Here is a 26994-nt window from a genome sequence, read left to right as displayed (position 1 = left end):
CTCAGCCCTTCGCCAGCACGCCGAAAGCGATCAGCGACAGACCCTGCATGACGAGGTCGACGGCCAGGAACAGGCCGAGGATCCAGAGGCTGTTGACCGGCCAGCCGGCAGCGATGATCAGGCCGGCCGCAAGTGTGACCAGACCGCCGAGTGCCACCCAGCCCCAGCCCTGCACCGGCCGGAGCTTGAGACCGACCCAAACGCGGAAGCAGCCGGCGACGATCAGCGCGATTGCCATCACGAAGGTCAGGAAGGACGAGGCGAGCAGGGGATTGATGAAGGCGAAGAGGCCGGCGATCGTATAGCAGGCGCCGCTGAGGCTCCAGTAGAGCACGCTGTCCCAGCCCTTGACCTGGAAGGCATGGGCGAGATTGAAAAGCCCGCCGACCAGCATGATGATCCCGACATAGTAGACCGAAGCGACAGTGGCCATCAGCAGATTGCCGAAGGCGAGACCACCGCACATGATCAACAGCACGCCGAGTGCTACGAACCATCCCCATTTGCCGGCAATCGCTGTCTTGTCGGCCTGATCGAATGCATGGGACATTTCAACCTCCAGTTCTTATGAGCGCAGGATCGCTACCGGGAGGATTGAGCCGGATTTCTTCGGAAAAGGAAAGCAAAAACACCGAAGATTTTTATTGATTGATGAGTCAATCAAAAATAAACTGACGGACGTCAAGGAGAGAAGGATGCCGAAGGTCGGAATGGAGCCGGTGCGCCGCAAGGCGCTGGTGGACGCAGCACTTCGCGTGATCGGCGACCAGGGCACGCTGACGGTGACCATGTCCGAGATCGCCCGCCATGCCGGCGTCTCCCCTGCCCTCGCCCACCACTATTTCGGCAGCAAGGAACAATTGCTGATCGAGACGATCCGAAGCCTCCTAAGGCAGTTGCGCGACGACACGGTGACGGCGCTTCGCACGGTGGCGGGCCCGCGCGAAAGGCTGAGCGCCCTCATCCGCGTCTCCTTCCAGGCAAGCCAGTTCGCCCCCGACACCATCGCCGCATGGCTCGCCTTCTATTCGGAGGCGCAAAGGTCGGAGGAGGTGCGGCGACTGCTCGTCGTCTATGCCCGGCGCCTGCGCTCCAATCTGATGGCGAGCCTCAAGGCGCTTTGTGCCGATGATGACGCGGAACGCATCGCCGAGGGCGCTGCTGCGATGATCGACGGACTTTATATCCGCCAGAGTCTGCGCTCTGCGCCGATCAGCATCGAAGCCTCGATCGCGCTTACCGAAGACTACGTCACCTCGCACATCGATCGGCTCAATCGCCGGGGGCTCGCTCAACAAGGACCCAATCACCAGGGAACGGCCGCATGACCGCAAGACCGAACATCCTGATCATCATGGCCGACCAGTTGAACGGAAAATTCTTTCCGGATGGACCGGCCGCGTTCCTGCATGCGCCGAACCTGAAGGCGCTCGCCGCCCGATCGGCCCGCTTCCGCAACAACTACACCTCGTCGCCGCTTTGTGCGCCTGCCCGCGCTTCCTTCATGGCCGGGCAATTGCCGAGCCGCACCCGCGTCTATGACAATGCCGCCGAGTACCAGTCCTCGATCCCGACCTATGCGCATCACCTGCGCCGCGCCGGCTACTACACGGCGCTTTCCGGCAAGATGCACTTCGTCGGCCCGGACCAGTTGCACGGCTTCGAGGAACGGCTGACGACCGACATCTACCCGGCCGATTTCGGCTGGACGCCGGACTATCGCAAGCCGGGCGAGCGCATTGACTGGTGGTACCACAATCTCGGCTCGGTCACCGGCGCCGGCGTAGCCGAGATCACCAATCAGATGGAGTATGACGACGAGGTCGCCTTCCTCGCCAACCAGAAGCTCTACCAGCTCTCGCGCGAGAACGACGATGCGGACCGCCGCCCCTGGTGCCTGACCGTCTCCTTCACCCACCCGCACGATCCGTATGTCGCGCGGAAGAAGTTCTGGGACCTCTACGAGGACTGCGAACATCTGCTGCCCGAGGTCGGCATGCTGCCGGAGCACCAGCAGGATCCGCATTCCAGGCGCATCATGCATTCCTGCGACTACGGCAATTTCGACCTGACGGAAGACGATATCCGCCGTTCGCGCAGGGCCTACTTCGCCAACATCTCCTATCTCGACGAGAAGGTCGGCGAACTCTTGGACACGCTGACGCGCACCCGCATGCTTGACGACACGCTGATCCTTTTCTGCTCGGATCACGGCGACATGCTCGGCGAGCGCGGCCTGTGGTTCAAGATGAACTTCTTCGAGGGCTCGGCCCGCGTGCCGCTGATGGTCGCCGGTCCGGGCGTCGCCCCGGGCCTGCACCTGGCGCCTACCTCAAATCTCGACGTAACGCCGACGCTTGCCGATCTCGCCGGCATTTCGCTGGATGAGGTCAAGCCCTGGACCGACGGCATCAGCCTCGTGCCCATGATCAACGGCGAGGAACGCTCGGAACCGGTGTTGATGGAATATGCAGCGGAAGCGTCCTATGCGCCGCTCGTCGCCATCCGCGAAGGCAAGTGGAAATACGTCCACTGCGCGCTCGATACCGATCAGCTCTACGATCTCGATGCGGATCCGCTGGAACTCAAGAATCTCGCCGCCAATCCGGAAACGCCGGTGCAGGCGGCGACGCTGCAGGCGTTCCGAGACATGTGCGCCGCCCATTGGGACATGGACGCCTTCGATGCGGCCGTGCGCGAAAGCCAGGCACGACGCTGGGTCGTCTACGAGGCGCTCCGCAACGGCGCCTATTACCCCTGGGATCACCAGCCGCTGCAGAAGGCATCCGAGCGCTATATGCGCAACCATATGAACCTCGACAATCTCGAGGAATCCAAACGCTATCCGCGAGGAGAATGAGATGAAAGCCCAACCGCAAGCCTCGCATTTCATCGACGGCGAATATGTCGAGGACATCGCCGGCACCGTCATCGAGAGCATCTATCCGGCGACCGGCGAAGTGATCGCGCGCCTCCATGCGGCAACGCCCGCGATCGTCGAGAAGGCGATCGCCGCGGCCAAGCGCGCCCAGCCGGAATGGGCGGCGATGAGCCCGACGGCCCGCGGCCGGATCCTCAAGCGCGCGGCCGAGATCATGCGCGAGCGCAACCGCGAGCTCTCCGAGCTTGAGACGTTAGACACCGGCAAGCCGATCCAGGAGACGATCGTCGCCGATCCGACATCGGGCGCCGACAGCTTCGAATTCTTCGGCGGTGTCATCGCCACCGCGCTCAACGGTGATTATATCCCGCTCGGCGGCGACTTTGCCTATACCAAGCGCGTGCCGCTCGGCGTCTGCGTCGGCATCGGCGCCTGGAACTATCCGCAGCAGATCGCCTGCTGGAAGGGCGCACCGGCGCTTGCCGCCGGCAATGCCATGGTCTTCAAGCCTTCGGAGAACACCCCGCTCGGCGCCCTGAAGATCGCTGAAATCCTGATCGAAGCGGGCCTGCCGAAGGGCCTCTACAACGTCATCCAGGGCGACCGCACGACCGGTCCGCTGCTCGTCAACCATCCTGACGTCGCCAAGGTGTCGCTGACTGGGTCGGTGCCGACGGGCAAGAAAGTGGCGGGTGCGGCCGCCGCCGAACTCAAACACGTCACCATGGAACTCGGCGGCAAGTCGCCGCTGATCGTCTTCGACGATGCCGATCTCGAAAGTGCCATCGGCGGCGCCATGCTCGGCAATTTCTATTCGACCGGACAGGTCTGCTCCAACGGCACCCGCGTCTTCGTCCAGAAGGGCATCAAGGAGCAGTTCCTGACGCGGCTCAAAGCCCGCACCGAGGCGATCGTCATCGGCGACCCGATGGATGAGGCGACGCAGCTCGGGCCGATGGTTTCCATGCCGCAGCGCGACAAGGTCTTTTCCTATATCGAGAAGGGCAAGGCCGAAGGCGCGCGGCTCGTGACTGGCGGCGGCATTCCGAATGCCGTCAACGCAGACGGCACCTATATCCAGCCGACGGTCTTTGCCGATGTCACCGACGACATGACGATCGCCCGCGAGGAGATCTTCGGGCCCGTGATGTGCGTGCTCGACTTCGACGACGAGGCCGAGGTGATCGCGCGAGCCAATGCGACCGAATTCGGCCTTTCGGCAGGCGTCTTCACCGCCGATATCACCCGCGCGCACCGCGTCGTCGATCAGCTCGAGGCCGGCACGCTGTGGATCAACACCTACAATCTCTGCCCGGTGGAGATCCCCTTCGGCGGTTCGAAGCAGTCCGGCTTCGGCCGTGAGAATTCGGTCGCCGCGCTCAACCACTACAGCGAGCTGAAGACCGTCTATGTCGGCATGGGGCCGGTGCAGTCGCCGTATTGAGATTGGGGTTTGCCCTCACCCTAGCCTTCTCCCCGCAGGCGGGGAGAAGGTGCCGGCAGGCAGATGAGGGGCACATCCCATCACCCGCGCGGATGATGGGCATGCCGAGGGGCATTCAGCTAGAAGAAAGACCACGCTTATGCAGGCAGATTACATAATCATCGGCTCCGGCTCCGCCGGCTCCGCGCTCGCCTATCGCCTTTCCGAAGACGGCAAGAATACCGTCATGGTGCTGGAATATGGCGGCTCGGACGTCGGTCCCTTCATCCAGATGCCGGCGGCGCTTGCCTGGCCGATGAGCATGAAGCGCTACAATTGGGGCTATCTCTCCGAGCCCGAGCCGAACCTCAACAACCGGCGCATCACTGCGCCGCGCGGCAAGGTGATCGGCGGCTCGTCCTCGATCAACGGTCTCGTCTATGTGCGCGGCCACGCGGAAGACTTCAACCGCTGGGAGGAGCTCGGCGCGCGCGGCTGGGCCTATGCGGACGTGCTGCCCTACTTCAAGCGCATGGAGCATTCACATGGTGGCGAAGCCGGCTGGCGCGGCACCGACGGGCCGCTGCACGTCAAGCGCGGGCCGGTTCACAACCCGCTGTTCCACGCCTTCATCAAGGCCGGAGAGCAGGCGGGCTTCGAGCTCACCGACGATTATAACGGCTCGAAGCAGGAAGGTTTCGGGCTGATGGAGCAGACCGTCTGGCAGGGCCGGCGCTGGTCGGCGGCAAACGCCTATCTGAAGCCGGCGATGAAGCGGCAGAACGTCTCGCTGGTGCGCTGCTTCGCTCGCCGGATCATCCTTGAGAACGGCCGGGCGACCGGCGTCGAGATCGAACGCGGCGGCAAGATCGAGGTCGTGAAGGCGAACCGCGAAGTCGTCGTCTCGGCGTCCTCGTTCAACTCGCCGAAACTGCTGATGCTCTCGGGCATCGGCCCGGCCGAGCACCTCAAGGACATGGGCATCGAGGTGAAGGTCGACCGGCCGGGCGTCGGGCAGAACCTGCAGGACCATATGGAATTCTATTTCCAGCAGGTCTCGACCAAGCCGGTGTCGCTCTATTCCTGGCTGCCCTGGTTCTGGCAGGGCGTCGCCGGTGCGCAGTGGCTGTTCTTCAAGAAGGGCCTTGGCATTTCCAACCAGTTCGAGGCCTGCGCCTTCCTGCGCTCCGCCCCCGGGGTCAAGCAGCCAGACATTCAGTACCACTTCCTGCCGGTGGCGATCAGCTATGATGGCAAGGCCGCCGCCAATACGCACGGCTTCCAGGTGCATGTGGGCTACAACCTCTCGAAGTCGCGCGGCAACGTCTCGCTGCGCTCCTCCGACCCGATGGCCGATCCGGTCATCCGCTTCAACTATATGAGCCACCCGGAGGACTGGGAGAAGTTCCGCCACTGCGTGCGCCTGACCCGCGAGATCTTCAGCCAGAAGGCCTTCGACCACTATCGCGGTCCGGAGATCCAGCCGGGCGAGAACGTGCAGTCGGACGAAGAGATCGACGCGTTCCTGCGCGAGCACCTGGAAAGCGCCTATCACCCCTGCGGCACTTGCCGGATGGGTGCGAAGGACGATCCGATGGCAGTCGTCGATCCGGAAACCCGCGTCATCGGCGTCGATGGCCTGCGCGTCGCCGACAGCTCGATCTTCCCGCACGTGACCTATGGCAATCTCAACAGCCCTTCGATCATGACCGGCGAAAAGGCGGCCGACCACATTCTCGGAAAGCAGCCGCTCGCCCGCTCCAACCAGGAGCCGTGGATCAACCCGCGTTGGCAGGTGAGCGATCGCTAGGTCACTTCGCCGGCTCGCCGAGTTGAGGTGATCCAGCTTATCGAGGAGGCGCAATTCCGGACGCCTTGTCACTGGAATTGCTTCGGACGGCTATCCGACGAAGCCGATCCAGCGGCCGGCGAGCAACGCACCGAGCCATAGGGTGAAGGAGGCCTGCGCCCGCACACGCAGGCGCAGCGCGATTATTCCGCCTGCATGGCGGCAGACCGGCCAAGGCTTATGCGAACCGAAAGCGCGTTTAACGCACCGAGCGCCAGCGCCTATCGCGGCACTGGGCAGCCGCAGCAGGACGGCTGGGCCGAATTCTGACGGTCGGTGCAGAGAAGGCACGAACCGCCTGGGGCGCGCCTTCTCTCGTTACACGACTCCATGGCCGCAATTAAAGTATAAAATCTAGTAATTTACTAGTCTATATTCGGTTTTTCGCTGCCTTTCGTTCTGAGAGGCAGATTTGCTCCAAACAAAGAGCATTAGAAACCGCTATTTCTGTCCATTGCCGCATTGGGCTGCGATATTCCGACCAAGTTGGAACAGGACGCAGCCATGACCACGTCATCCCTCGAAACCACCGCCAAGGCACTGAACGAGACGCTCGAAGGCCTGGATCTCGCCGGGCGGCTGGCGCTTGTCGCAAGCCTTGACGGGCGTGCGGTCTTCACGACTTCGCTCGGCATTGAGGATCAGGTGATCACCGCGGTCATCGGCAACGAAAAGCTTTCCGTCGATGTCGCAACGCTGGAGACCGGTCGCCTGTTTAACGAGACGGTCGCCCTCATCGACAAGACCGAAGAAACTTACGGCATCCTGATCAAGCGCTATCATCCGGAGCAGGCCGACATCGACGCCTATGCGGCGCGGTACGGCCTCAACGGCTTCTATGAGAGCGTCGAAGCCCGGCATGCCTGTTGTGACGTGCGCAAGCTGAAGCCGCTTGCGCGCGCGCTCGAAGGGGCAACCTTCTGGATCACCGGCCTGCGCCGCGGACAGTCCGGCAATCGCGCCTCGACCCCGTTTGCCGAGGCCGATCTCGACCGTGGCCTCATCAAGGTCAACCCGCTGGCAGACTGGGACATCGAGACCATTCGCGCATACGTCGCCGCCAATGCCGTTCCGGTGAACCCGTTGCACGCGCGCGGCTATCCGTCGATCGGCTGCGAGCCCTGCACCCGCGCCATCAAACCCGGCGAGCCGGAGCGCGCTGGTCGCTGGTGGTGGGAGAACGACGAGAAGCGCGAATGTGGTCTGCACGTTCCGGAAGCCGCCGCAAGTTCCATCATCCCGAATTCGAGCAGCGCCGCCTGAGGCTGGCGCGCTCTTCTGAAGACAAATCCTCCCGGAGACTGAAATGCCCCATATCCATCCGGAAACGGAACTGCATAACCCGCAGAGCACCAAGCCGCCGCTCGACCCGCATCTGAAGGCGCTGGAAAACGAGGCGATCCACATCTTCCGCGAAGTGGCGGCCGAGTTCGAGCGCCCGGTGATGCTCTATTCGATCGGCAAGGATTCCTCGGTGCTCTTGCATCTGGCGCGCAAGGCCTTTTACCCCGGCCGCGTGCCCTTCCCGCTGTTGCACGTCAACACCGGCTGGAAGTTCGCCGAGATGATCGCGTTCCGCGATGAGATCGTCGAGCGCTACGATCTCGACCTGATCGAGCATATCAACCCACGGGGTGCTGCCGAGAACGTCACGCCGTTCAGCCACGGTTCGGCGCTCTATACCGACATAATGAAGACCGAAGCGCTGCGCCAGGCGCTCGACGCCGGCCAGTTCGATGCGGCCTTCGGCGGCGCGCGGCGCGACGAGGAGGCGAGCCGCGCCAAGGAGCGCATCTATTCGTTCCGCACGCCTGACCATCGCTGGGATCCACGCAACCAGCGCCCGGAACTCTGGAACGTCTACAACGGCATGATCCGCAAGGGTGAAAGCGTGCGCGCCTTCCCGCTGTCCAACTGGACGGAAGTCGACATCTGGCGCTACATCCATGCCGAGGACATTCCGATCGTACCGCTTTATTTCGCCGAGAAGCGCCCCATCGTCGAACGCGACGGCATGATGATCCTTGCCGAGGATCCGCGCCTCGAACTGCTGCCGGGCGAGACCAAGCGCGAAGAAGTGATCCGCTTCCGCACGCTCGGTTGCTTCCCGCTGACCGGCGCAATCCGCTCGAACGCCACGACGCTCGACGACATCATCTCCGAACTCGAAACCGCGACCGTTTCCGAACGCCAGGGCCGCGCCATCGACCGCGACCAGTCCGGCTCGATGGAAAAGAAGAAACGCGAAGGATATTTCTGATGACTGCACCCGCAACCGCGAATGCCGTTCAGGACGTTGCTGCCGGCGAAGTCCTCGCCTTCCCGGCGCAGGAATTGGCGCGCGCCACCCGTGACAGCCGCCCGCTTCGCCTGATCACCTGCGGCTCGGTCGACGACGGCAAGTCGACCCTGATCGGCCGCCTGCTCTGGGACACCAAGGCGGTCAAGGAAGACCAGGCGGCGACGCTGCAGCGCGATTCCAACGGCAAGCAGAACGATCTCGGCCTGCCCGACTTCGCGCTGCTGCTCGACGGCCTGCAGGCCGAGCGCGAACAGGGCATCACCATTGATGTCGCCTATCGCTATTTCTCGACCGACAAGCGCTCCTTCATCGTCGCCGACACGCCCGGCCACGAGCAATATACCCGCAACATGGCAACCGGCGCCTCGACCGCCGACCTCGCCGTTCTGCTCGTAGACGCCCGTGTCGGCCTGCTCGAGCAGACCCGCCGGCATGCGACGATCGCGACGCTGATGGGCATCAAGCAGTTCGTACTGGCGGTCAACAAGATCGACCTGACCGACTACGACCGCGCCCGCTTCGAGCAGATCAGCCACGAATTCAAGGAATTGGCGCTGTCGCTCGGCGTGCGCCAGGTCACGGCCATTCCGGTCTCGGCACTGAAGGGCGAAAACGTCGTCTATGACGGCAGCGCCTCCATGCCGTGGTACGAAGGCCCGACGCTGATCGAGGTGCTGGAACTGGCAACGACACGCTCGGCCCAGACCGTCGGTTTCCGCCTGCCGGTACAGCGCGTTTCACGCCCAGGCGAAAGCTTCCGCGGCTATCAGGGCACGGTTGCCGGCGGTTCGGTGAAGCCCGGCGACAGCGTCGTCATCCTGCCCTCCGGGATGGTCGCCAACGTGACCAAGATCGTCACCTTCGACCTCGTGCGTAACGCCGCCGTTGCCGGTGACGCGATCACGCTCGTGCTCGACCGGCAGGTCGACGTGTCGCGCGGCGACATGATCGTGGCGATCGACAGCCAGCCGCTGACCGGCCTTGCCTTCGACGCACAGCTCGTTGCCCTGCAGCCGGAAGGCATCCAGCCGGGCAAGCGCTACTGGCTGAAGAGCGGCAGCCGCCGCCAGCGCGTCCAGGTCCAGCCCATCAGCCAGCTCGACCTCAAGACCGGCAAGTGGAACCATGCGGAGCAACTGCCGATGAACGCCATCGGCAAGGTGCATCTCGCCTTCGACGAGCAGGCGATCTTCGACACCTACGAGCAGAACCGCACCACCGGCGCCTTCATCCTGATCGACCCGGACACCAACAACACGGTGGCCGGTGGCATGATCACGGCTAAGCGTTCGGCGCTCGGCGGCATTCACACGGAAGACGCCCGCGTCATCCTCTCGCTGCCGGCCGACCTCGCCGATCAGTTGATGGCGACCGAACTGTTCTCAGGCCGCCGTGAGGAGGCCGAAGTCCGACGCGTAAGCGCCGGCAAGGCAATCGAGATCATCGACAACATCGACGGCTGACCGACAGCCGCAACAGATAGAAAAAGGGGCCCGGTCGAGGCCCTTTTTTTGTTGCAGGAACGGCGACCGCTCCCGGACGCCTTGGCCTTTGCAACCTGATCTTCCGCCCTATCTCCATGCTGCATGGGAGAAGCACCATGAAGACGGAACATCAAGGCGAAGATGCGCGGCTGAAAGGCTTTCGCGGGCGCATGATATCGATCCAGGCATTTGCGCGGAAATATCGGCTCGATGCGGAGGAGGCCGACCGACTGGAGGACCAGTTCGGTCCGGCCGCTGGCGAAATCGACCTATTGCAGGCGGCCCGGCGCAACGGCATGCCGGAGGAGTGATGCCCTGCCGGCATTCATCATCAAAGCTGCTGCTCGATCGCCGGAAGGACCATCGTCAACGGCGCAGGCTCGACGTGCTGCCAAAGTTGATAGCCGACGACGCTGCCAAGGATGGCAGTCCATATGGCGATCTCGCGAAAGGTGAAGATCGGTTCCTTCAACATCTGAGCCTCTCGGGCAAGAACAAGTGTTGAGGGGAATATCGCCCTGATTGTTCACGTTGATAAGACGCCATTCCGTGAACAGGTCGTTTCAAAGTGAACAATAAAACGGCGCGCATCGCTCGCGTAAGAGGGAATCGCCCGGGTGGAGGGCCGGCTGACACGGGCCCCCGACCCGCTTGTCTGCAGCAGGCTGCCGTGACGCCCTGGAGCCCACACCGTCCCAAAACGGGACAGGGCAGGCAATCGCTTCACCCTGACCCGAAATCGCACAGATCGCACCTTTTCATCCGTCTGCGCATTCGTAAGTTGGCGCGTCGATCATGAGGATCGATAGGACTGTTTCACCGTTTCTGGACGTCGTGGGACAGTCCGCCTGACCGTGAGCCGGCAGCGGGGATGCGCCCGGCACGCACAGTTTCCCGGGCCTCCCTCCGCACAGCGGTCCATGTATCTGACACGGCGGTACCGATGGACAGAACCGACCTCTCCGGCGTATCTGGACGACTCTCGCGCAACGATGCGCCGAATCAGGGAGACGAGAAGGTGAGCACGGACAAGCAACCGGAAACCACCGTGAAGGTCGAGAAACGTATCGACGGCAAATGGTGCTTCGTCATCACGTATCGCGGCGTCACCTATCCCGCCCAGGGCAATTTCACGTCGATGCTGCAAGCGCAGGCCGCTGCGCAATCTGCGCTAAAGGCGATCGAGAGGTAGCTCTGACACGCGGACGTAGCGGTTCCCATATCGATGATGGAAACGCTCTCCTGCCCCTACCTGTGCGCCGCGCCCGCCTGGTCCTTACTCGACTGCGGCGCGGATGATGTTGCAGAGCCCCTCCTGCACCACCTGTTTGGTGGCCACCTGCCCCACCTGAATATCGAACATCGCATCAACCCTCGTGCCTGAACCACGCTTGCGGGCAACGACGCGCAGCGTCTGCAGCCGTCCGGAGCCGGCGGTATCCTGATAGGCCTCGATGGTGCCCAGCGACTTGTTGACCTCGATCCCCGAAAACCCTTCCGCGGCGACCCCCCGTGCCATCCGCTGCAACGCGGTCTCGGGCTTCAGCTTCGGAAACTCCTGCCAGGTCTTGTAATAGACCGGCGTCACCAGCGGCACGCCCGAGGCCTTGAAATTCTTCTCGCAACTCTGCGCAACTGCCACCGAATGGCCGGCCATAAGCAAAATCGCCGCAATGGATAGGTGCTTGATCGACATTCCCGTTCCTCGTCATTGATCGAATGACGGGAACCTAGAACCTTCGCTTGCGTGCAGACAGGTCGACCCAGGCGCCAATACACGGCTATTCGACAAACGGCTTGGAAGAAGCGACGAACGGCCGAGGCTGGCGGGTGAGAGGGTAAGGATCGACGCCGAACGAGGGGCAAAGATCAAGCGCAATCGGTCCGCCGCCAGGGGCGGAGTACATCAAAGCAAATGTCTAAGGGATTGATTTGGCTGGTCGGAGTGGCAAGATTCGAACTTGCGACCCCCACGTCCCGAACGTGGTGCGCTACCAGACTGCGCTACACTCCGTGACCAGCGGCGCCTCTATAGAACAGGCATTTTGATTTCACAAGCGCCTATCTCGAAAAACCTTGCACCTTTTTCAAAAAATTTGTGACGGTGGAAAACTCGTGCGGAAATTGCCGTTTACCGAGGGCCAGCGGTGCCTGAAGACCTGCCCGATAGGGACTTTGTGCAACGCTTCATATTTTCCTGAAATGCAAGGCGCGGCACGGATTTCCTTTCGCCTGGTTTGGCGCTAGAGGCACAACGGAAAGCGTGGAAACCCAGGGGATACGGGCTTCCGCGCCATGCCTATTTCAGAACGAGAGCCAAAGGGACAGAAACATGAACTTCCGCATGATGACGGTGGCGGGCCTTGCGCTCGTGCTTGCCGGCTGCACGACGACAACGACTGGGATCAGCAAGAACGCGGTCGAGGCCCGTTGGCTGGGTCAACCTGCCGGCGGCTTCTTCGCTCAATATGGTCCGCCGATCTCCGACGTCGAAAGCGGCAGCTCCACCGTCTACAGCTGGAAGGGCGGCTACAAGACCCGCAAGGTTCCGGCGCAGTACGAGACCACCAAGGACGGCAAGCGCGGCAAGCGCATCGCCTCGGCCCGCACGGAGTATCTGAGCTGCTCGGTCCAGCTCACCGTCTCGTCCGACTATGTCATCCGCTCGATCCGCATTGCCGGCGACCACAAGCGTGCCGATGGCCCGAGCTGGTGCGAAGAGTTCCTGGGCGCCCCGGCCCAGACCAAGCCGGCGGCAACCGCAGGCTAAGCTCCAGGAAACAAAAAACCCGCCGGTGAAAATCGGCGGGTTTCTTCTAGAAGAGTCTGGTCGAACTCAGCTGGTGCTGTTGTCCTCGACGGGCGCGTCGGGACCGTTCTTCTTGATTGAGTCGATGGCGTTCTGCGCGCTGGCCTTGGTCTTGTAGCCTTCGGTCGAGAACATCACTTCGCTGTTGTACTTGAAGCGAACCCGGTATTCACCAGCCTTGTCTTTGTAGATTTCGAATTTGTGAGCCATCTTCTCCCTCATACAAGTAGGAATCACCGCGGTTAGCGTGTCAGTTGCAGCGTCACTTGACAAGAGAACAAGTAGAGTCGGCGCGCGCTGGGCCGCTTCGGATCGGATGATTGGAAGAACGTCGCTGCAGTGCCTGGAGCCCCCAGCCACCTTGAGCAGATGGATAGCGGCGGTTAGAGATGTCTGTCCCGGTGCCGCGTGAACTGGCCAAGGCGATAGGCGAGACGCCCCTGCAGAGTCTCTCGGCGCCGGCAGCCATACAGAAGCGACCAAGCAAAAGCACGCTGTCGTCGCTGAATTTCTCGAGATTATCGAAGCTGCGCCGACTGGCGTGCACCGCCTCCCCAGGAACTGCTTTTGGTATTGCTGCCCCCGCTGCGTCTTGCCGGTCGTTTTCTGCGGGGTACCAGACGGCTTTTCACGCTCCATAAACAGGCACGCCGTGATCCGATCTATATCGAGCGCCGAATCACGATCGTTCCCTTGAACAAAACTCTCTCCCTGAATTCTTGAAGTATTACTGCGAAAAATAGCCAATTGCGTTTGTGAATATGACTGATAATATATGCACGTTATTCTAACTTAAGTATAATTAGGTGGATCATGTCGAAAGATAATACAAAAGCATTAGAAAATGCCCCCGAAGAACTGACATCAGAAGCTGAAGCCCGCCGAAACTTTCTTATGAAGGCCGGGCGTTTTGCCGCTGTAACCCCTCCAACGATAACCCTACTGCTTGGCACAAGCTTAAATTCGCGTGCCATTGCCAAGTCCAGCGGGGTAGGCCCGCGTGGTCATGGAGGGGGAGGCCAGAGCAATGGTCAGCCCAGCCTTCCAATTCCCTTGAACACTTCGCCTCCCGTTTCCAGATCGATCAACAGGCCGGCTTGGACAGAAAGGGAAGATCGCTATTCTCGAAGAAAACAGCGACAGCAGGTCATCCCATAGCCGCTGGTAAAGACGGCCCTAAACAAGAAATCGCCCGGCGCGGGGTCTCGTAGATGTCCCCCGACCTCTCCCGCCTTGTGGCCGCAGAGGCGAACCGTCGAGGAAAAGGACCGAGCGCGCGCTGAGGCGCGAGCCTTCATGGAAATCGCCAACGGCATAAGCCGTCTTAGTCTACGAATGCAGAAGGCCCGCCAATCACGGCGGGCCTTTTCATTTCGCCGGACGAGCTGGTCAGTGACCGTCCGGGTTAATTTCGTAGGCTAAGGCAAACGGGCCTTGGGAGTTAGCGCTCCCGGCTAGCAGTGGCGAGTATATGGGTAGTCCTGTGGACGATCAAGCGCCAGACGCACCGAGAAGATCGAGGTTTCTACGGCAGGACCGAAGCCACAACGGGCTTCTTAACCCCTCTCAAAAACACGGCTACTTCAATCCTCTCAGCAGGATTGCCGCTCTTCGTCCACCCCTCAAAGAAATTAAGATCGTAGCTCTTCACGTCACCGGATAGCAACTTGAACGACGGAGACCACGGCGTTGAATCATCAAACAATGCCTCATTCGTTACATCGCGGCGAAGCAGCATTCGCGGCTTGAGCGTTCGAAGGCGAAGTTTTGAGACAAGTGCGGGCTCATCGCCATGATTCGAAACTGATACAGTGATTATCCGGTCTGTAGCCGCTCGGTTCTTTCGATTGTTGCGAGGCGAGATTATCTCAATGAATAGCTTGGGACCGCGCCGCAAGTAGCGCCAGACACCTCCCACGAAGAGCAGAACCGCAACAATGGTTCCGATTACCGTGGCGAAGTTGGCGGCTTGGTCTGTCCACATATTTGCTCCGTTTTTTGTCTACAAACCAGCGTCTATTCGGAGTGCTTGGTTGTTTAGCGTCCGTCTTGTCATAGCTTTCACGAATGCGCAGGGCTTGCGAATGTCATCCTAGACGATGGACCGCTCCGCCCATCTCGATAAGATAGCCGAAACGAACACCGTCTCGTCTTTGCTTCTCGGGGATCTCACCCACCCCGATGTTGAATTGCCCAAATGGCGCAATGTGATGACCGGCGAGGAACACCATCAACAACTCGGTCCCGGCTAGAGCCTGTTCGTTAAAGTAATGCATGAATTGATCAATTGGCGTCGGATCGAAAGGCGTCTCATCATGTATTACTGCTATGGATGGCTCATCCAACTGCCGGGAGGCGGTTATTTTATAGTCGTGTAATTCGATGCGTTGTTTTGGTTTTGGGTGTTCGATGCAGTGCCTGTTGTTCCTGACCATCTTGCCAAGGTTGGCAAGTTCTCCGGCAAATCCGGTGAAATCTTTATCGTGCGGCAGCGTGCTTGCGAGGTGATTAGCAAGCCCATCCAGCCACTTACCAGCCTTGCGAAGATTTGCCTCGCCGTAAAAGACGCAGCTGAGGTTGAAAATGCCCTGCATCGCGTGATCAAGTTTCTGGATGAAGTTCTTCGTTTGCGCATGCAGGGCGGGAAACGACGGCAGTGCGACAGCACCCGCGTTGGGCTTGATTTGGTTGCCTCTGGCTTTCGTTAGGAAGGCGTCCACCTCACGAGAAATGTCGAAGGCTGCCGCGAGATCCCGCAGAATTTCAAAAACGCAATTGAGTGCCGCTTCGTGGTCGATCGTTTCTAAGAGGCGATCTTTCTTAAAAAGCTCGGTGCCAGTCAGAAGCGTTCTAATAACGATCTCATCGGCCGCTCCCACATCGAAGACCTTCTGCACCGTGTTCGGAATGTCTTCTCTGGTCCTGGTCGGATCAATGTCGTCGGCCATGGCAACTTTGTAGATCGCCTTGTCTTTGATCACGAAAAGGCCACCGCCGATGGTCGCCATTGACTTGACCGCACCGTCGCTTTCGTCGCCGATGGTAAAGCTACCAGCAGAGTCTCTTATACGATCAATCCGACGCTTTTCCGAACCGCTCTTGTCCATCGCCCCGCAACCAACCGTTCAGCACTGGCCGTCGAATGTCGTTCAAGGCGAGTCACGGCGCAATGAAAATCTAGCCGCGCCAAATGATACGTGTGGATGATGCGCAAAGCTGTAACACTTAGCGTTTTCTAACGTTGCCTAATCGGCTGTTTTTATTGATAAAAATTAGATTGGCTGGGGCGCCAGGATTCGAACCTGGGAATGCCGGTACCAAAAACCGGTGCCTTACCGCTTGGCGACGCCCCAACGGATTGACGGGACGATACGTCCGCCAAATCGAGCGCCTGATTATCAAAGCTCGCCGCCGGTCACAATCACTAAGTTGGCACTAAGTTGAATTTTCGGCGGATTTGTTGCGCCTTGTGCAAAAGGCCGTCCGGCTCCCTCACATGGCTCGTGCATGCACCCTTCCCTTCGCCGACCGCACCTCCTATTGTCCCGGCGAATGGAGAATGCCATGAGCCAGTTTCGCGCCCGTCCCCCTGCCGTTCCGAGCGTGCTCGTCGATGACGCGGTTGTCAGGATCACCCGCTGGGATTTCGAGCCCGGCGCCGATACGGGCCATCATGTGCACGGCCTCGGCTATGTCGTCGTGCCGATGACCGATTGCCAGTTCCTGCTCGAAGAAGAAACGGGCAGCCGCCGCGTCGATATCGCCAAGGGGGCCGCCTATCGCCGCGAGGCGGGCGTGGCGCACAATGTCGTCAATGCCGGCAGCGAGCCGATGTCGTTCATCGAGATCGAGTACAAGTGAAAGCCAGGAAGAGACGCATGCAGGGGCCCGACTTCGATCTCGATTTCCAACCGGCCCATGGCGAGGCCGTGACGGTGGCGGACGACGTGCAGCGCATCACCGTCAACAATCCCGGCCCCTTCACCTTCCACGGCACCAACAGCTACATCGTCGGCAAGCGCTCCGTTGCCGTCATCGACCCCGGCCCGGACGACGAGGCACATTTTCAGGCGCTGATGGCGGCCCTTGCCGGCCGCGAGGTCACTCACATCGCCGTCAGCCATACGCATCGCGACCACTCGCCGCTCGCGCGCCGGCTGAAGGCAGCAACCGGCGCGCTGATCGTGGGCGAAGGCCCGCACCGCTCCGCCCGCCCCCTGCATATGGGTGAAACCAATCCCTTTGCCGAAAGCTCGGACATGGAGTTCGCCCCCGATCTCGTGCTTGCCGATGGCGGGCGCATCGAGGGCGATGGCTGGAGCCTGACGGGGCTGACCACTCCGGGCCATACGACCAACCACATGGCCTTCGCGCTCGATGGCACCGGCATTCTCTTTTCCGCAGACCACGTGATGGCCTGGGCGACGACGATCGTCGCACCACCGGATGGAGCCATGGCGGACTACATGGCCTCGCTCGAAAAGCTGCTTTACCGCGACGACCATCTCTATCTGCCCGGCCATGGCGGGCCGGTGACCGAGCCGGCTTCCTTCCTTCGGGGCTTGCGCGCCCACCGCAAGATGCGCGAGCGCGCCGTGCTCGAACGCATCCGTGCCGGCGACAATCGGATTCCAGATATGGTCAAGGTCATCTATGCCTCCACCGATGTCCGGCTGCATGGGGCCGCCGCGCTCTCGGTCCTTGCGCATCTCGAAGACCTGATCGAGCAAGGACGGGTGGAGACCGATGGGCCGCCCTCGCTCCTCGGCACTTACCGGCTGGCGCCCGGCGGAGCCGGCTGATCATGCGGCGGCAGGCCTACAGCTATCGCAGCGATGCCTCTGTGCCCGCCTTTGCCGATGACAAGCCGGTGATCGTCTTCGACGGTGAATGCATCCTCTGTTCCGGCTGGGTGCGTTTCCTGCTTCGCCATGACCGGCGCGCGCAGTACCGCTATCTAACGGCGCAGTCACCGATTGGCCAGGCGCTCTATCGGCACTACGGGCTCGATGCCAGCAGCTTCGAGAGCAACCTCCTGATCGAGGACGGCGTCGCCCGATTCAAATCCGACGGATCGATCCGAACGCTTGCACGGCTGGGTCTGCCATGGTCGCTGGTGAACGTCTGCCGTATTCTGCCCGCTGCCCTTCGCGACCCGCTTTATGATCTCGTTGCGAAAAATCGCTATCGCATCGCCGGGCGCCGTCAGAGCTGCATGGTGCCGACGCTCGAGGAGCGTGGGCGCTTCATCGCATAAACGCGGAAATCATGGGCCAATGGCAGAGCCGCTGCCAGCAGATCCTCGGGCGCGATTGGGATCCCACCGCCGCATTCGGTGGTCGCGGCGCCGTCCTAAACAACTGACGCTACCCGGCGGCTCGACGCCGATCAGTCGCCGGCGATGCCGAGCAGCTCGGCATCGAGCGCCCGCAGGAACTGATCGGCGAAGGCTGCCCCCATGCCGAGGTCATGCGGACCGTAGCGGGAGGCGACGCGCAGGTCGACGAAGGTCGTCTCGGCCTCTTCGCGCAGCCGGATCAACACATCGAAGCGAAAGCCGGCAATCAGCGTGCGCCATTCGCCCTGGAGCACGACATCGCTGGCGCGGCGTCCCGCGATCGCGCCTTCGAGCGACAGCTCCGGCCGCGCCGCCGGCACCGGGACGTTTTCCGGCTCGACGGTCGTCTCCGCTCCGGCATTCGGCCGGACGGTCAGGTCCTCGAGATCGGCGCGGGCGTTTTCGACGCCAAGCTCCTCGGTGATGCCGACGCGGTTCTGTTCGATGACCGTGCGCACGCCCTGGTAAACGCGGTCGAGCGCGCCATCATAGCGCCGGCCGGTGAGGCCCGGATAGGCAAGGATCTGCGCTTCCCGGTCCTCGGGCGTCACGGCGTCCTTGCGTTTCAGCCAGCTCTCTTCGGTCTGCGGCACCTTGAGCCATGGCGGCGGCGTCACCGTATCGGTGCTGACATCGTAGATCGCCGGGCGGGTCAGATATTGCACGGCGCCGAAACCGATGAAACCGAGTGCCGGCGCGGCATAGACGAGGGCTGCAGCGGACGCGAGACCACCGATCGCAGCCACCTGCCAGAGGCGGGCAAGGCCGACGACGGCAAGCAATACGCCAAGCAGCGCAAAAACGCCGGACAGGCCGACGAGGGCCAGGAAATGCGGTGTCGTCAATGGCCCGAAGCGGTGTGCGAGCAGCGAGAGCGCGAAGAGCACGAAGGAGACACGGGCGAAACGACGCGCCCAGTGGGCGGCATAGGAATAGGGACGCTCGTATCGGATCATCATGTAGTTGAATCAATCCCCTGCCGCGAAACAGACCGCATTCTTAGACCATGCCCCGTGCCGTGAAAACAGGCAATGCGCCAGTCGACGGCCGTGCCGCGGGCCGCACCTCGGGCCTCGCCGCAAAATCGCCATTCTCGTTAACCACCTATCAACACATGGGAATGTGCCCGCGCGCGCCCAGGAATGGGCCGGCACGCGGAGTTTCAATCGGAGGCAACGGCCGCGCACGGCAGAGAGAGTGCGCGGCGATCGACGGAGAACCGACATGGGCGCATCGCAAGCAGCCGTGGCTATTGCCACCCCCGCCCCTCTTCCTTCGGGTGACGGCGGCATTCCGATGGGGCTCCTCGAATTGGAACTCTCCCTCGACGGTTTTTCCGGAAACAGAGACGATTTCCCTGGTTTCGTCCGGACTGTTGCCGACAATGCCGGCGGCGAGTTTCTGTTTGCATTGCCTGCCTCGGAGCTGATCGATGACTGCCTGAGTATCGCCGTGCTTCGGCTCGGCGAGGCGGACGCCGAAACCTCGATCCTGTTTGCCTGCCTTGATGAACAGGGCACGGCCATACGCATCGAACATCCGAGCGATGGCACGCGCGACCTGGAGCGCTTCGCCGAGTCCTTCGTCGGCGTGCTCGAGCGCATGTGATCGCCGCACGGCGGCGCCCTCCACCGGATTTGATGCGAGCGGTTGCACGCCAACGCGGCGAAGCGTTTCGTCGAGAGCTTTCCGTCAGCGCCCTCGCTGGTGCTGCACCTCCATCACTGCCGGCAGACCTGCCGAGAAACCCACCGTCAGCACCACGTCCGTCGGTCGCATGGCACCGTCTGCATACAACCGAAACTCGCCGCAGATTTGCCGCGGTTCGCTTCGATTTTCGGTGCAACACCCTATATTAATTACGATTCGAGAATGAATCCGGCCTCGGCGCGCCGGCACTCTGGAGGCACGAAGATCATGACGACCCGATTGACGATCCTTGTCGCGGCTGCCTTGCTGCTGACAGCGTGCCAGACGATGACACCGGAAGAGCGGCGCATCGCCGACGGTAATACCTGCGCCTCCTACGGCTTCCGCCGCGGCACCGACGCCTTTGCCACCTGCCTGCAACGCATCGAACTCGACCGACGCGCTGAGACTCGCTCCTTCCGCTACGAGAACGACATGATGATGTGGGGCTGGGACCGCCCCGTCGTCATCATGCGCTGACGGAACCTCGTTCAAGCGGAGCAAAGCAGGCGCCGTCATGCCGACACCGGTTCGCGGGCGTCTACCCCTGCGTGGTCCCTTAACCGTTGCCGGTAAAGGACAACATGCTGCGGTGGCCGAGCGCGTCCGACGAGACGCGCGGCGCCGCTGTCTACCCCTTGCCGTTGATCGCCGCCTGGGCCGCAGCAAGGCGGGCGATCGGCACGCGGAAGGGCGAGCACGAGACATAGTCGAGACCAGCGTCCTCGCAGAAGCGGATCGAGGCCGGGTCGCCGCCATGTTCGCCGCAGATGCCGAGCTTGAGGCCGTTCTTGGTGCGCCGTCCACGTTCGGCGGCGATCTGGATCAGCTCGCCGACGCCGTCGAAATCGAGCGAGACGAATGGATCCTGCTCGATGATGCCCTTCTGCTGGTAGGTCGACAGGAACTGCGAGGCGTCGTCGCGCGAGATGCCGAAGGTCGTCTGCGTCAGGTCGTTGGTACCGAAAGAGAAGAAGTCGGCCGCTTCGGCGATCACGCCGGCGCGTAATGCTGCGCGCGGCAGTTCGATCATGGTGCCGACGAGATAGTCTATGTCGATCCCGGCCTCGCCGATCACTTCCTTGGCGACCGCATCGATGCGTTCCTTGACGTAGTCGAGCTCTGCCTTGAGGCCGACCAGCGGCACCATGATTTCGGGGACGACGGCGGCGCCGGTCTCGCGCGCCGCCTCGACGGCAGCCTCGAAGATCGCGCGCGCCTGCATCTCGGCGATCTCCGGATAGGAAATCGCCAGACGGCACCCGCGGTGACCGAGCATCGGGTTGAATTCATGCAGTTCGTCGACGCGCTGGCGAAGTTCCGACGGGTCGAGCGAAAGGGCGCCAGCGACGTCGGAAATTTCCCCGTCGGTCTTCGGCAGGAACTCGTGCAGCGGCGGGTCGAGCAGACGGATCGTCACCGGCAGGCCGTGCATGATCGAGAACAGCTCGGCGAAATCCGAGCGCTGCATCGGCAGGAGCTTGGCAAGTGCCAGGCGCCGACCAGCCTCGTCGTCGGCGAGGATCATCTCGCGCATGACGTTGATACGGTCGTCCTCGAAGAACATGTGCTCGGTGCGGCAGAGGCCGATGCCTTCGGCGCCGAAGGAGCGCGCGGCGCGCGCATCCGCTGGCGTTTCGGCATTGGTTCTGACGGTCATGCGGCGGCTGGCATCCGCCCAGGCCATGATCTTGCCGAAATCACCGGAAAGCTCGGGTTGCAGCATGGCGATCGACCCCTTCAGCACCTGACCGGACGAACCGTCGATCGTGATGATGTCGCCCTTGCGGAGTGTCACGCTTCCGGCCGTCAGCAGCTCGTTGCGAAGATCGACGCGGATGCTGCCGGCGCCGGAAACACAAGGCGTGCCCATGCCGCGCGCGACCACGGCCGCGTGGCTGGTCATGCCGCCGCGCGTCGTCAGGATGCCTTCGGCCGCATGCATGCCGTGAATGTCTTCCGGGCTGGTTTCGACACGCACGAGGATGACCTTGCGGCCCTCCTTGTCGGCCTGAACCGCTTCTTCGGAGGTAAAGACGATCTCGCCGGTGGCGGCGCCCGGCGAAGCCGGCAGGCCGGAGCCGATGATGTCGCGACGCGCATGCGGGTCGATCGTCGGGTGCAGCAGTTGGTCGAGCGAAGCGGGGTCGATGCGGGCGACGGCCTCCTGCTCGGAGATCAGTCCCGCCTCCGCCATGTCGACGGCGATCTTCAGCGCCGCCTTGGCGGTGCGCTTGCCCGAGCGGGTCTGCAGCATCCAGAGCGTGCCGCGTTCGATGGTGAACTCGAGATCCTGCATGTCGCGGTAGTGCCGCTCGAGCGTATCGCAGATCGAACGGAACTCGGCAAAGGCCTCGGGCATCAGCTTTTCGAGCGACGGCTTGTCGGAACCGGAGGCGATCCGGGCCGCCTCGGTGATGTTCTGCGGCGTGCGGATGCCGGCGACGACGTCCTCGCCCTGGGCGTTGACGAGGAACTCGCCGTAGAGTTCGCTTTCGCCGGTCGAGGGATTGCGGGTGAAGGCGACACCGGTTGCCGAGGAATTGCCGAGATTGCCGAAGACCATGGCCTGGACGTTGACCGCTGTTCCCCAGGCAGCGGGTATGCCGTGCAGGTGGCGATAGGTAATCGCGCGGGGGTTCATCCAGCTCGAAAAGACAGCGCCGATCGCACCCCAGAGCTGAACTTCCGGATCCTGCGGGAAGGGCTCGCCCAGCGCCTCTTCGATCGCCTCCTTGTAGCGGGCGATGACGTGTTGCCATTCGACGGCGGAGAGCTCCGTGTCCTGCTCGTGGCCGAGGCGCGCCTTTTCATCTTCCAGGATCTCCTCGAAGACATCGTGGTCGACGCCCATGACGACATCGCCATACATCTGGATGAAGCGGCGGTAGCTGTCCCAGGCAAAGCGCGCATCGCCGGCGTCATGGCCAAGCGCATGCACCGACTGGTCGTTGAGGCCGAGGTTGAGAACGGTATCCATCATGCCCGGCATCGAGGCCCGGGCGCCGGAGCGGACCGAAAGCAACAAGGGGTGGGTCGTGTCGCCGAAGACCCGTCCGGTCACCTCTTCCATCCGGCTGATGCCCTCGCGCACTTGGTCGCGCAGGCCTTCCGGCATCTGCCTGCCATTGTCGAAGAAGCTGTTGCAGGCATCGGTGACGATCGTCAGGCCGGGCGGCACCGGCAGGCCGAGGTTGCACATTTCGGCAAGGTTTGCGCCCTTGCCACCCAACCGCTCGCGGTCACCTGCACGTCCCTCGGCCTTGCCCCCACCGAAGGTGTATACCCATTTCGTCATACCTGCTCTCCACCCAGAAACAGTCTTTTATGACGATTTACAGTATATGTTTCAGGCTGAAAATGCATCCGGTGAAGAATTATGCTGCACCGCATCATTTTGTGTAACAATGCAACATATTGGCGGTCTACAGCGCCGTGCGTCTTATCAGACGCGCAAAGGTCGCTGTAGCACTTTGATTTACTGGGTGTCTTGGTCCTTAAATCGATTCCGATTTGCGGAATCATGCAGCAATGCCCGCCAGAGGCCTAGCCGCCCACATTGCCGGCTCCATCACGAAAACTGCCGCAACCTCACGCGATGGGGCGCATTCAAGAATAACCCGTCATGGCAATCCGCTTCAGTCAGCCGGACCTTAATCGATCAGGTCGGGGAAACTCTGATCAGACCACTTCGCGCAGCCGTTCCGCCGTCTGCAGATCGACGGAGACGAGCTGGGACACGCCCTGCTCGGCCATGGTCACACCGAAGAGGCAATTCATCCGGGCCATGGTGATCGGATTGTGGGTGATGATGATGAAGCGGGTCTCGGTCGAGGCCGCCATCTCGTCCATCAGGTTGCAGTAGCGCTCGACATTGTGGTCGTCGAGCGGCGCGTCCACTTCGTCGAGTACGCAGATCGGCGCCGGGTTGGTGAGGAACACCGCAAAGATCAGCGCCATCGCCGTCAGCGCCTGCTCGCCGCCCGAAAGCAGGGTCATCGTCTGCGGCTTCTTACCCGGTGGACGGGCGAGGATTTCCAAGCCCGCTTCCAGCGGATCATCGCTCTCGATCAATTGCAGTTCGGCGGTGCCGCCGCCGAAGAGATGGGTGAACAGCCGCTGGAACTGCACGTTCACCACGTCGAAGGCGGCGATCAGGCGTTCGCGGCCCTCGCGGTTGAGGTTCTGGATGGCGCTCCTGAGCTTGCGGATCGCCTCGATGACGTCGTCGCGCTCACGGAGGATGAGAGCGAGCTTTTCGGAAAGCTCCTTCTGCTCCTCTTCGGCGCGCAGGTTGACAGCGCCGAGCCGTTCGCGTTCGATCTTCAGCCGTTCGAGTTCACGCTCGATGTTGCGGATGTCCGGCAGCGCTTCGTCGACCGCGAGCCCGGTCAGGCGCATCACCTCATGCGGCGCACAGGAGAGCGCCTCCTGGATGCGCGCTTCGATCTCGACACGGCGTTCGCGGGCCGAGACCAACCGCTCCTCGGCGCGGCCACGCTTCTCGCGCAATTCCGCAAGCTCGGAAAGCGCGGTTGCCGCCTGCCGATCCGCCTCGCGCTGGTGATTTTCCGCCTCGGCGAGGAGGTCGGCCGCCTCGCGTCGGGCCGCTTCAGCCTTCTGCAATTCGCTCATCAACGAGCGGCGCTTGTCATCGAACTCGTCAGGGGCGTCGATCAACTCTTCCACTTCATCGCGGGCTTCCGCTTCGCGGTCGCGCAACGTCGCGATGTGTTCCTCGGCGCTTGCGGCGCGCGCCTTCCAGGTCTTGCGCTCGTTGGCTATCGCGGCGATGCGTCGCTGGCGCGCCTCGTTCTCGCGCGCCAGGCCGTCATGGGCGGCACGGGCTTCGGCGACGGCGGCGCGATCGGCGGCGACGTCGGCCGTCTGCGTGCGCAGTTTCAATTCCAGTTCCGAGAGATCGGGCGCATCCGCCAACGCGTCGTTCGCCGTTTCGATCTGCTCGGCCACTTCCTCGACCTGGGCCTCGATCTGGCTGCGTGTTTCCGCCAATACCGCGCGCCGACGGCCAAGATCGCCCGAGGCGCGCTCGGCAGCCGCAAGCGCGTCACGGGCTTCGGCGAGCTGCCGCGTGATCATGCGCTGAGTATCACGCGAGAGCCGCAGTCTTTCGTCTTCGGCACGAATGCGCGTGCCGGCGGCCGCAAGTTCGGCCTCGGCCCGACGCAGTGCCTCTGCGGCACTTTCAGCCTCCATGTCGAGTTCGGCGAGGCGGTTCTTCTGCGCCAGCCGCAGGGCGGCGGCACTCGGCGCCTCGGAACCGGTCACATGCCCGTCCCAGCGCCAGACGGAGCCTTGCTTGGTGACGAGGCTCTGACCGGACTTCAACAATGGCAGCAGCCGCTCCGCTTCCGCCTCGCTTGCGACGATGCCGATCTGTTTCAGCGCACGCGTCAGCGCTTCCGGCGCCTTCACATGCGCGATCAGCGGGCTTGCGCCTTCGGGCAAATCGGCGTCGCCGGCATGATCGCCCGGCGCGCGCCAGTGGGCTGGCGCGTGCCTGTCGAGCGGCGAATCGAGATCGTCGCCAAGCGCGGCACCCAATGCGGTCTCAAAGCCGCGGTCGACCTCCATCTCCTCGACGACAGCTGGATAGGCGCCGCCGGCCACAGCTTCCAGCATGCGGCGAATCGTGCGCGCTTCGGTTTCTATGCCGTTGAGAGCGGCACGTGCGCGATCGACCGGCGGACGCGCCTCAACCTCCGCGCGTCGCGCGTCAGCCAGAGCCTCCTCGATCGCAAGCACATTGGCTTCCGCTTCTTCGAGCGCGGCCTCTGCGACCTCGACCTGCCCCTGCTTCTCGTGCGGATCGGGAAGTGCAGCCATCTGCCTGTCGAGTTCGTCGAGATCGCGCGACTGCTCGGCCAACTGCCGGGCAAGCCGAGCCTGTCGCTCCGAGAGATCGCGCAGCGTCCGCTCAAGCTGGTTGCGACCGGCCTGGGCCTCGGCGCGTTCAGCGGTCAATCGCGCCAACAACGCTTCGCTGCCGGCGAGCCTTTCATTCGCTTCCTCCAGCCGCTCACGCGCTTGCGTCGCGCGATCGTCGGCCTCGGCAAGCAAATCGCCAAGTTCGGCCTCCTCCTCGTCGAGCCGCGTCAGAATGCCGGCATTGTCGACGACGAGCCTCTCTTCGCGGGCGATGTCTTCGGCAAGCTGCGCCAGACGGCGCTGCAATTCATCGCGCCGCCTGAGGATCCTGCCGGCATCCTCTTCGAGCTGCGCGCGGGCGATCTGCAGGCGTTGAAGTGCTGCCGCGAACCGCGCCTCGTTCTCGCGCAGTTCCGGCAACTTCAGGCTGGCAATCGCCTGTTCCTTGGCCGCCTGCATCTGCAACTGCGCCTTTTCGGCGACCAGTGCGGTGATCTGGTTGAGCTGGCTCGTCGCTTCGGCCTCGGCCTCCTTGGCCTGCACCCAGCGGATATGGAACAGGATTGCCTCATGCTTGCGGATATCGGCCGACAGCATCTTGAAGCGATTGGCCTGGCGCGACTGGCGCTTGAGGCTCTCGATCTGGCTTTCGAGCTGCGACGTGACGTCGTCGAGGCGCTCGAGATTGGTCTCCGCTGCCCTGAGGCGCAATTCCGCCTCGTGCCGGCGCGAATGCAGGCCGGAAATGCCGGCTGCCTCTTCCAGAAGCTGGCGGCGGGCCTGCGGCTTGGCGGCGATCAGTTCACCGATACGCCCCTGCCCGACCATCGACGGCGAACGGGCGCCGGTCGAGGCATCGGCGAAGAGCAGCTGCACGTCCTTGGCGCGCGCCTCCTTGCCGTTGATGCGATAGACCGAACCCTGCTCGCGCTCGATGCGGCGCGTCACCTGGATCTCGTCGCTATCATTGAAGGCCGCGGGCGCCGTGCGATCGCTGTTGTCGAGATAGAGGCCGACTTCCGCGGTGTTGCGCGCTGGACGGTTGCCGGATCCGGAAAAGATCACGTCGTCCATGCCGGAGGCGCGCATGTTCTTGTAGGAGTTCTCCCCCATCACCCAGCGCAGCGCTTCGACGAGATTGGACTTGCCGCAGCCATTCGGCCCGACGACGCCGGTCAGGCCCCGCTCGATGATGAATTCGGTCGGTTCGACGAAGGATTTGAAGCCAAGCAGGCGGAGCTTGTTGAACTTCATGCGGTGGACGCTGGGGCCAGATACCCCCCTCTACAGGGCCGCGAAACGAAAAAAACGGGCGCACGGCTGCTGCCGT

24 protein-coding genes and 2 tRNA genes are annotated in these 26994 nt (G+C 62.4%); 15 read left to right on the top strand and 11 right to left on the bottom strand.

Annotation, left to right across the window (positions count from 1 at the left end):
- Position 1: 1 nt before the first annotated feature.
- A complete protein-coding gene (locus AC1Z3V_RS21885; RefSeq protein WP_429807890.1) occupies positions 2-550 on the bottom strand; it encodes an HdeD family acid-resistance protein in 549 nt (182 codons plus the stop codon).
- Between the two features lie 145 nt (positions 551-695).
- Here AC1Z3V_RS21885 and betI point away from each other — a divergent pair, with 145 nt between their 5' ends.
- From betI to AC1Z3V_RS21845, 8 genes are all read left to right on the top strand, one after another.
- Positions 696-1328, top strand: coding sequence for a transcriptional regulator BetI (gene betI, locus AC1Z3V_RS21880; protein ID WP_483501669.1), 633 nt, complete (start codon positions 696-698; stop codon positions 1326-1328).
- Positions 1325-2860 carry a choline-sulfatase gene (gene betC / locus AC1Z3V_RS21875; protein ID WP_483501668.1) on the top strand — a complete coding sequence of 512 codons (1536 nt, stop codon included), beginning with the start codon at positions 1325-1327 and terminating at the stop codon, positions 2858-2860. Before betI ends, betC begins: the two co-directional genes overlap by 4 nt.
- A 1-nt stretch (position 2861) precedes the next feature.
- Positions 2862-4325: a betaine-aldehyde dehydrogenase gene (gene betB / locus AC1Z3V_RS21870; protein WP_483501667.1), complete on the top strand. Its 1464-nt coding sequence runs from the start codon at positions 2862-2864 to the stop codon at positions 4323-4325.
- Between the two features lie 139 nt (positions 4326-4464).
- Positions 4465-6114, top strand: coding sequence for a choline dehydrogenase (betA, locus tag AC1Z3V_RS21865; protein WP_483501665.1), 1650 nt, complete (start codon positions 4465-4467; stop codon positions 6112-6114).
- 543 nt (positions 6115-6657) lie between these two features.
- Positions 6658-7416: a phosphoadenylyl-sulfate reductase gene (locus AC1Z3V_RS21860; protein ID WP_483501663.1), complete on the top strand. Its 759-nt coding sequence runs from the start codon at positions 6658-6660 to the stop codon at positions 7414-7416.
- A 43-nt stretch (positions 7417-7459) separates the two neighbouring features.
- Complete coding sequence (gene cysD, locus AC1Z3V_RS21855; RefSeq protein WP_483501661.1) at positions 7460-8413, top strand: sulfate adenylyltransferase subunit CysD; 954 nt, start codon at positions 7460-7462, stop codon at positions 8411-8413.
- The gene (cysN, locus tag AC1Z3V_RS21850; RefSeq protein WP_483501659.1) at positions 8413-9918 is read left to right on the top strand and encodes a sulfate adenylyltransferase subunit CysN; all 1506 of its coding nucleotides are present in this window, start codon (positions 8413-8415) and stop codon (positions 9916-9918) included. Before cysD ends, cysN begins: the two co-directional genes overlap by 1 nt.
- A gap of 137 nt (positions 9919-10055) precedes the next feature.
- Positions 10056-10250, top strand: a complete 195-nt coding sequence (locus AC1Z3V_RS21845; protein WP_483501657.1) for a hypothetical protein — start codon at positions 10056-10058, stop codon at positions 10248-10250.
- Between the two features lie 20 nt (positions 10251-10270).
- On the opposite strand, the gene AC1Z3V_RS21840 is transcribed toward AC1Z3V_RS21845, so the two are convergent.
- Positions 10271-10414, bottom strand: coding sequence for a hypothetical protein (locus AC1Z3V_RS21840; protein ID WP_483501656.1), 144 nt, complete (start codon positions 10412-10414; stop codon positions 10271-10273).
- A 468-nt stretch (positions 10415-10882) separates the two neighbouring features.
- Between AC1Z3V_RS21840 and AC1Z3V_RS21835 the strand changes: the two genes are divergently transcribed.
- Entirely contained in the window at positions 10883-11131 is a 249-nt protein-coding gene (locus tag AC1Z3V_RS21835; RefSeq protein WP_483501654.1) for a hypothetical protein, read from the top strand.
- A gap of 84 nt (positions 11132-11215) precedes the next feature.
- Here the strand turns inward: AC1Z3V_RS21835 and AC1Z3V_RS21830 are convergent, their stop codons facing one another.
- A complete protein-coding gene (locus AC1Z3V_RS21830; RefSeq protein WP_429808915.1) occupies positions 11216-11629 on the bottom strand; it encodes a hypothetical protein in 414 nt (137 codons plus the stop codon).
- A 247-nt stretch (positions 11630-11876) separates the two neighbouring features.
- A tRNA-Pro gene (locus AC1Z3V_RS21825) sits at positions 11877-11953 on the bottom strand.
- Between the two features lie 318 nt (positions 11954-12271).
- Between AC1Z3V_RS21825 and AC1Z3V_RS21820 the strand changes: the two genes are divergently transcribed.
- Positions 12272-12709: a hypothetical protein gene (locus tag AC1Z3V_RS21820; RefSeq protein ID WP_429807861.1), complete on the top strand. Its 438-nt coding sequence runs from the start codon at positions 12272-12274 to the stop codon at positions 12707-12709.
- Between the two features lie 66 nt (positions 12710-12775).
- Here the strand turns inward: AC1Z3V_RS21820 and AC1Z3V_RS21815 are convergent, their stop codons facing one another.
- The 4 genes from AC1Z3V_RS21815 to AC1Z3V_RS21800 all read right to left on the bottom strand — a co-directional run bounded on the left by AC1Z3V_RS21815 (position 12776) and on the right by AC1Z3V_RS21800 (position 16101).
- Positions 12776-12958, bottom strand: coding sequence for a YegP family protein (locus AC1Z3V_RS21815; RefSeq protein WP_173515864.1), 183 nt, complete (start codon positions 12956-12958; stop codon positions 12776-12778).
- 1315 nt (positions 12959-14273) lie between these two features.
- Positions 14274-14732, bottom strand: coding sequence for a hypothetical protein (locus AC1Z3V_RS21810; protein ID WP_483501652.1), 459 nt, complete (start codon positions 14730-14732; stop codon positions 14274-14276).
- Between the two features lie 103 nt (positions 14733-14835).
- Positions 14836-15855 (bottom strand): hypothetical protein, encoded by a 1020-nt coding sequence (locus tag AC1Z3V_RS21805; RefSeq protein WP_483501650.1) that lies wholly within the window; start codon positions 15853-15855, stop codon positions 14836-14838.
- A 171-nt stretch (positions 15856-16026) separates the two neighbouring features.
- Positions 16027-16101 (bottom strand) — tRNA-Gln (locus AC1Z3V_RS21800).
- A 211-nt stretch (positions 16102-16312) separates the two neighbouring features.
- On the opposite strand from AC1Z3V_RS21800, the gene AC1Z3V_RS21795 reads away from it, so the two are divergent.
- Genes AC1Z3V_RS21795 through AC1Z3V_RS21785 form a run of 3 tightly spaced genes read left to right on the top strand, consistent with a single transcriptional unit; the run spans position 16313 to position 18005 of the window.
- A complete protein-coding gene (locus AC1Z3V_RS21795) occupies positions 16313-16609 on the top strand; it encodes a cupin domain-containing protein (RefSeq protein ID WP_483501649.1) in 297 nt (98 codons plus the stop codon).
- A gap of 17 nt (positions 16610-16626) precedes the next feature.
- The gene (locus AC1Z3V_RS21790; RefSeq protein WP_483501648.1) at positions 16627-17550 is read left to right on the top strand and encodes an MBL fold metallo-hydrolase; all 924 of its coding nucleotides are present in this window, start codon (positions 16627-16629) and stop codon (positions 17548-17550) included.
- A 2-nt stretch (positions 17551-17552) separates the two neighbouring features.
- A complete protein-coding gene (locus AC1Z3V_RS21785; protein WP_483501646.1) occupies positions 17553-18005 on the top strand; it encodes a thiol-disulfide oxidoreductase DCC family protein in 453 nt (150 codons plus the stop codon).
- Between the two features lie 131 nt (positions 18006-18136).
- Here the strand turns inward: AC1Z3V_RS21785 and AC1Z3V_RS21780 are convergent, their stop codons facing one another.
- Positions 18137-19045 carry a DUF1499 domain-containing protein gene (locus AC1Z3V_RS21780; protein ID WP_483501645.1) on the bottom strand — a complete coding sequence of 303 codons (909 nt, stop codon included), beginning with the start codon at positions 19043-19045 and terminating at the stop codon, positions 18137-18139.
- A 265-nt stretch (positions 19046-19310) separates the two neighbouring features.
- Here AC1Z3V_RS21780 and AC1Z3V_RS21775 point away from each other — a divergent pair, with 265 nt between their 5' ends.
- Both AC1Z3V_RS21775 and AC1Z3V_RS21770 read left to right on the top strand, forming a co-directional pair.
- Positions 19311-19694 carry a hypothetical protein gene (locus AC1Z3V_RS21775; RefSeq protein WP_483501644.1) on the top strand — a complete coding sequence of 128 codons (384 nt, stop codon included), beginning with the start codon at positions 19311-19313 and terminating at the stop codon, positions 19692-19694.
- A gap of 309 nt (positions 19695-20003) precedes the next feature.
- Positions 20004-20255 carry a hypothetical protein gene (locus AC1Z3V_RS21770; protein ID WP_483501642.1) on the top strand — a complete coding sequence of 84 codons (252 nt, stop codon included), beginning with the start codon at positions 20004-20006 and terminating at the stop codon, positions 20253-20255.
- 151 nt (positions 20256-20406) lie between these two features.
- Here AC1Z3V_RS21770 and ppdK read toward each other — a convergent pair whose 3' ends face one another.
- Complete coding sequence (ppdK, locus tag AC1Z3V_RS21765) at positions 20407-23073, bottom strand: pyruvate, phosphate dikinase (protein ID WP_429807843.1); 2667 nt, start codon at positions 23071-23073, stop codon at positions 20407-20409.
- Between the two features lie 383 nt (positions 23074-23456).
- A complete protein-coding gene (gene smc / locus AC1Z3V_RS21760) occupies positions 23457-26918 on the bottom strand; it encodes a chromosome segregation protein SMC (RefSeq protein WP_483501640.1) in 3462 nt (1153 codons plus the stop codon).
- Between the last annotated feature and the right edge of the window lie 76 nt (positions 26919-26994).

Source organism: Ensifer sp. 38_S197, assembly GCF_056924495.1.
The sequence above is the reverse complement of the archived record's forward strand: the minus strand, read 5'-3'. Positions and strand labels throughout refer to the sequence as shown.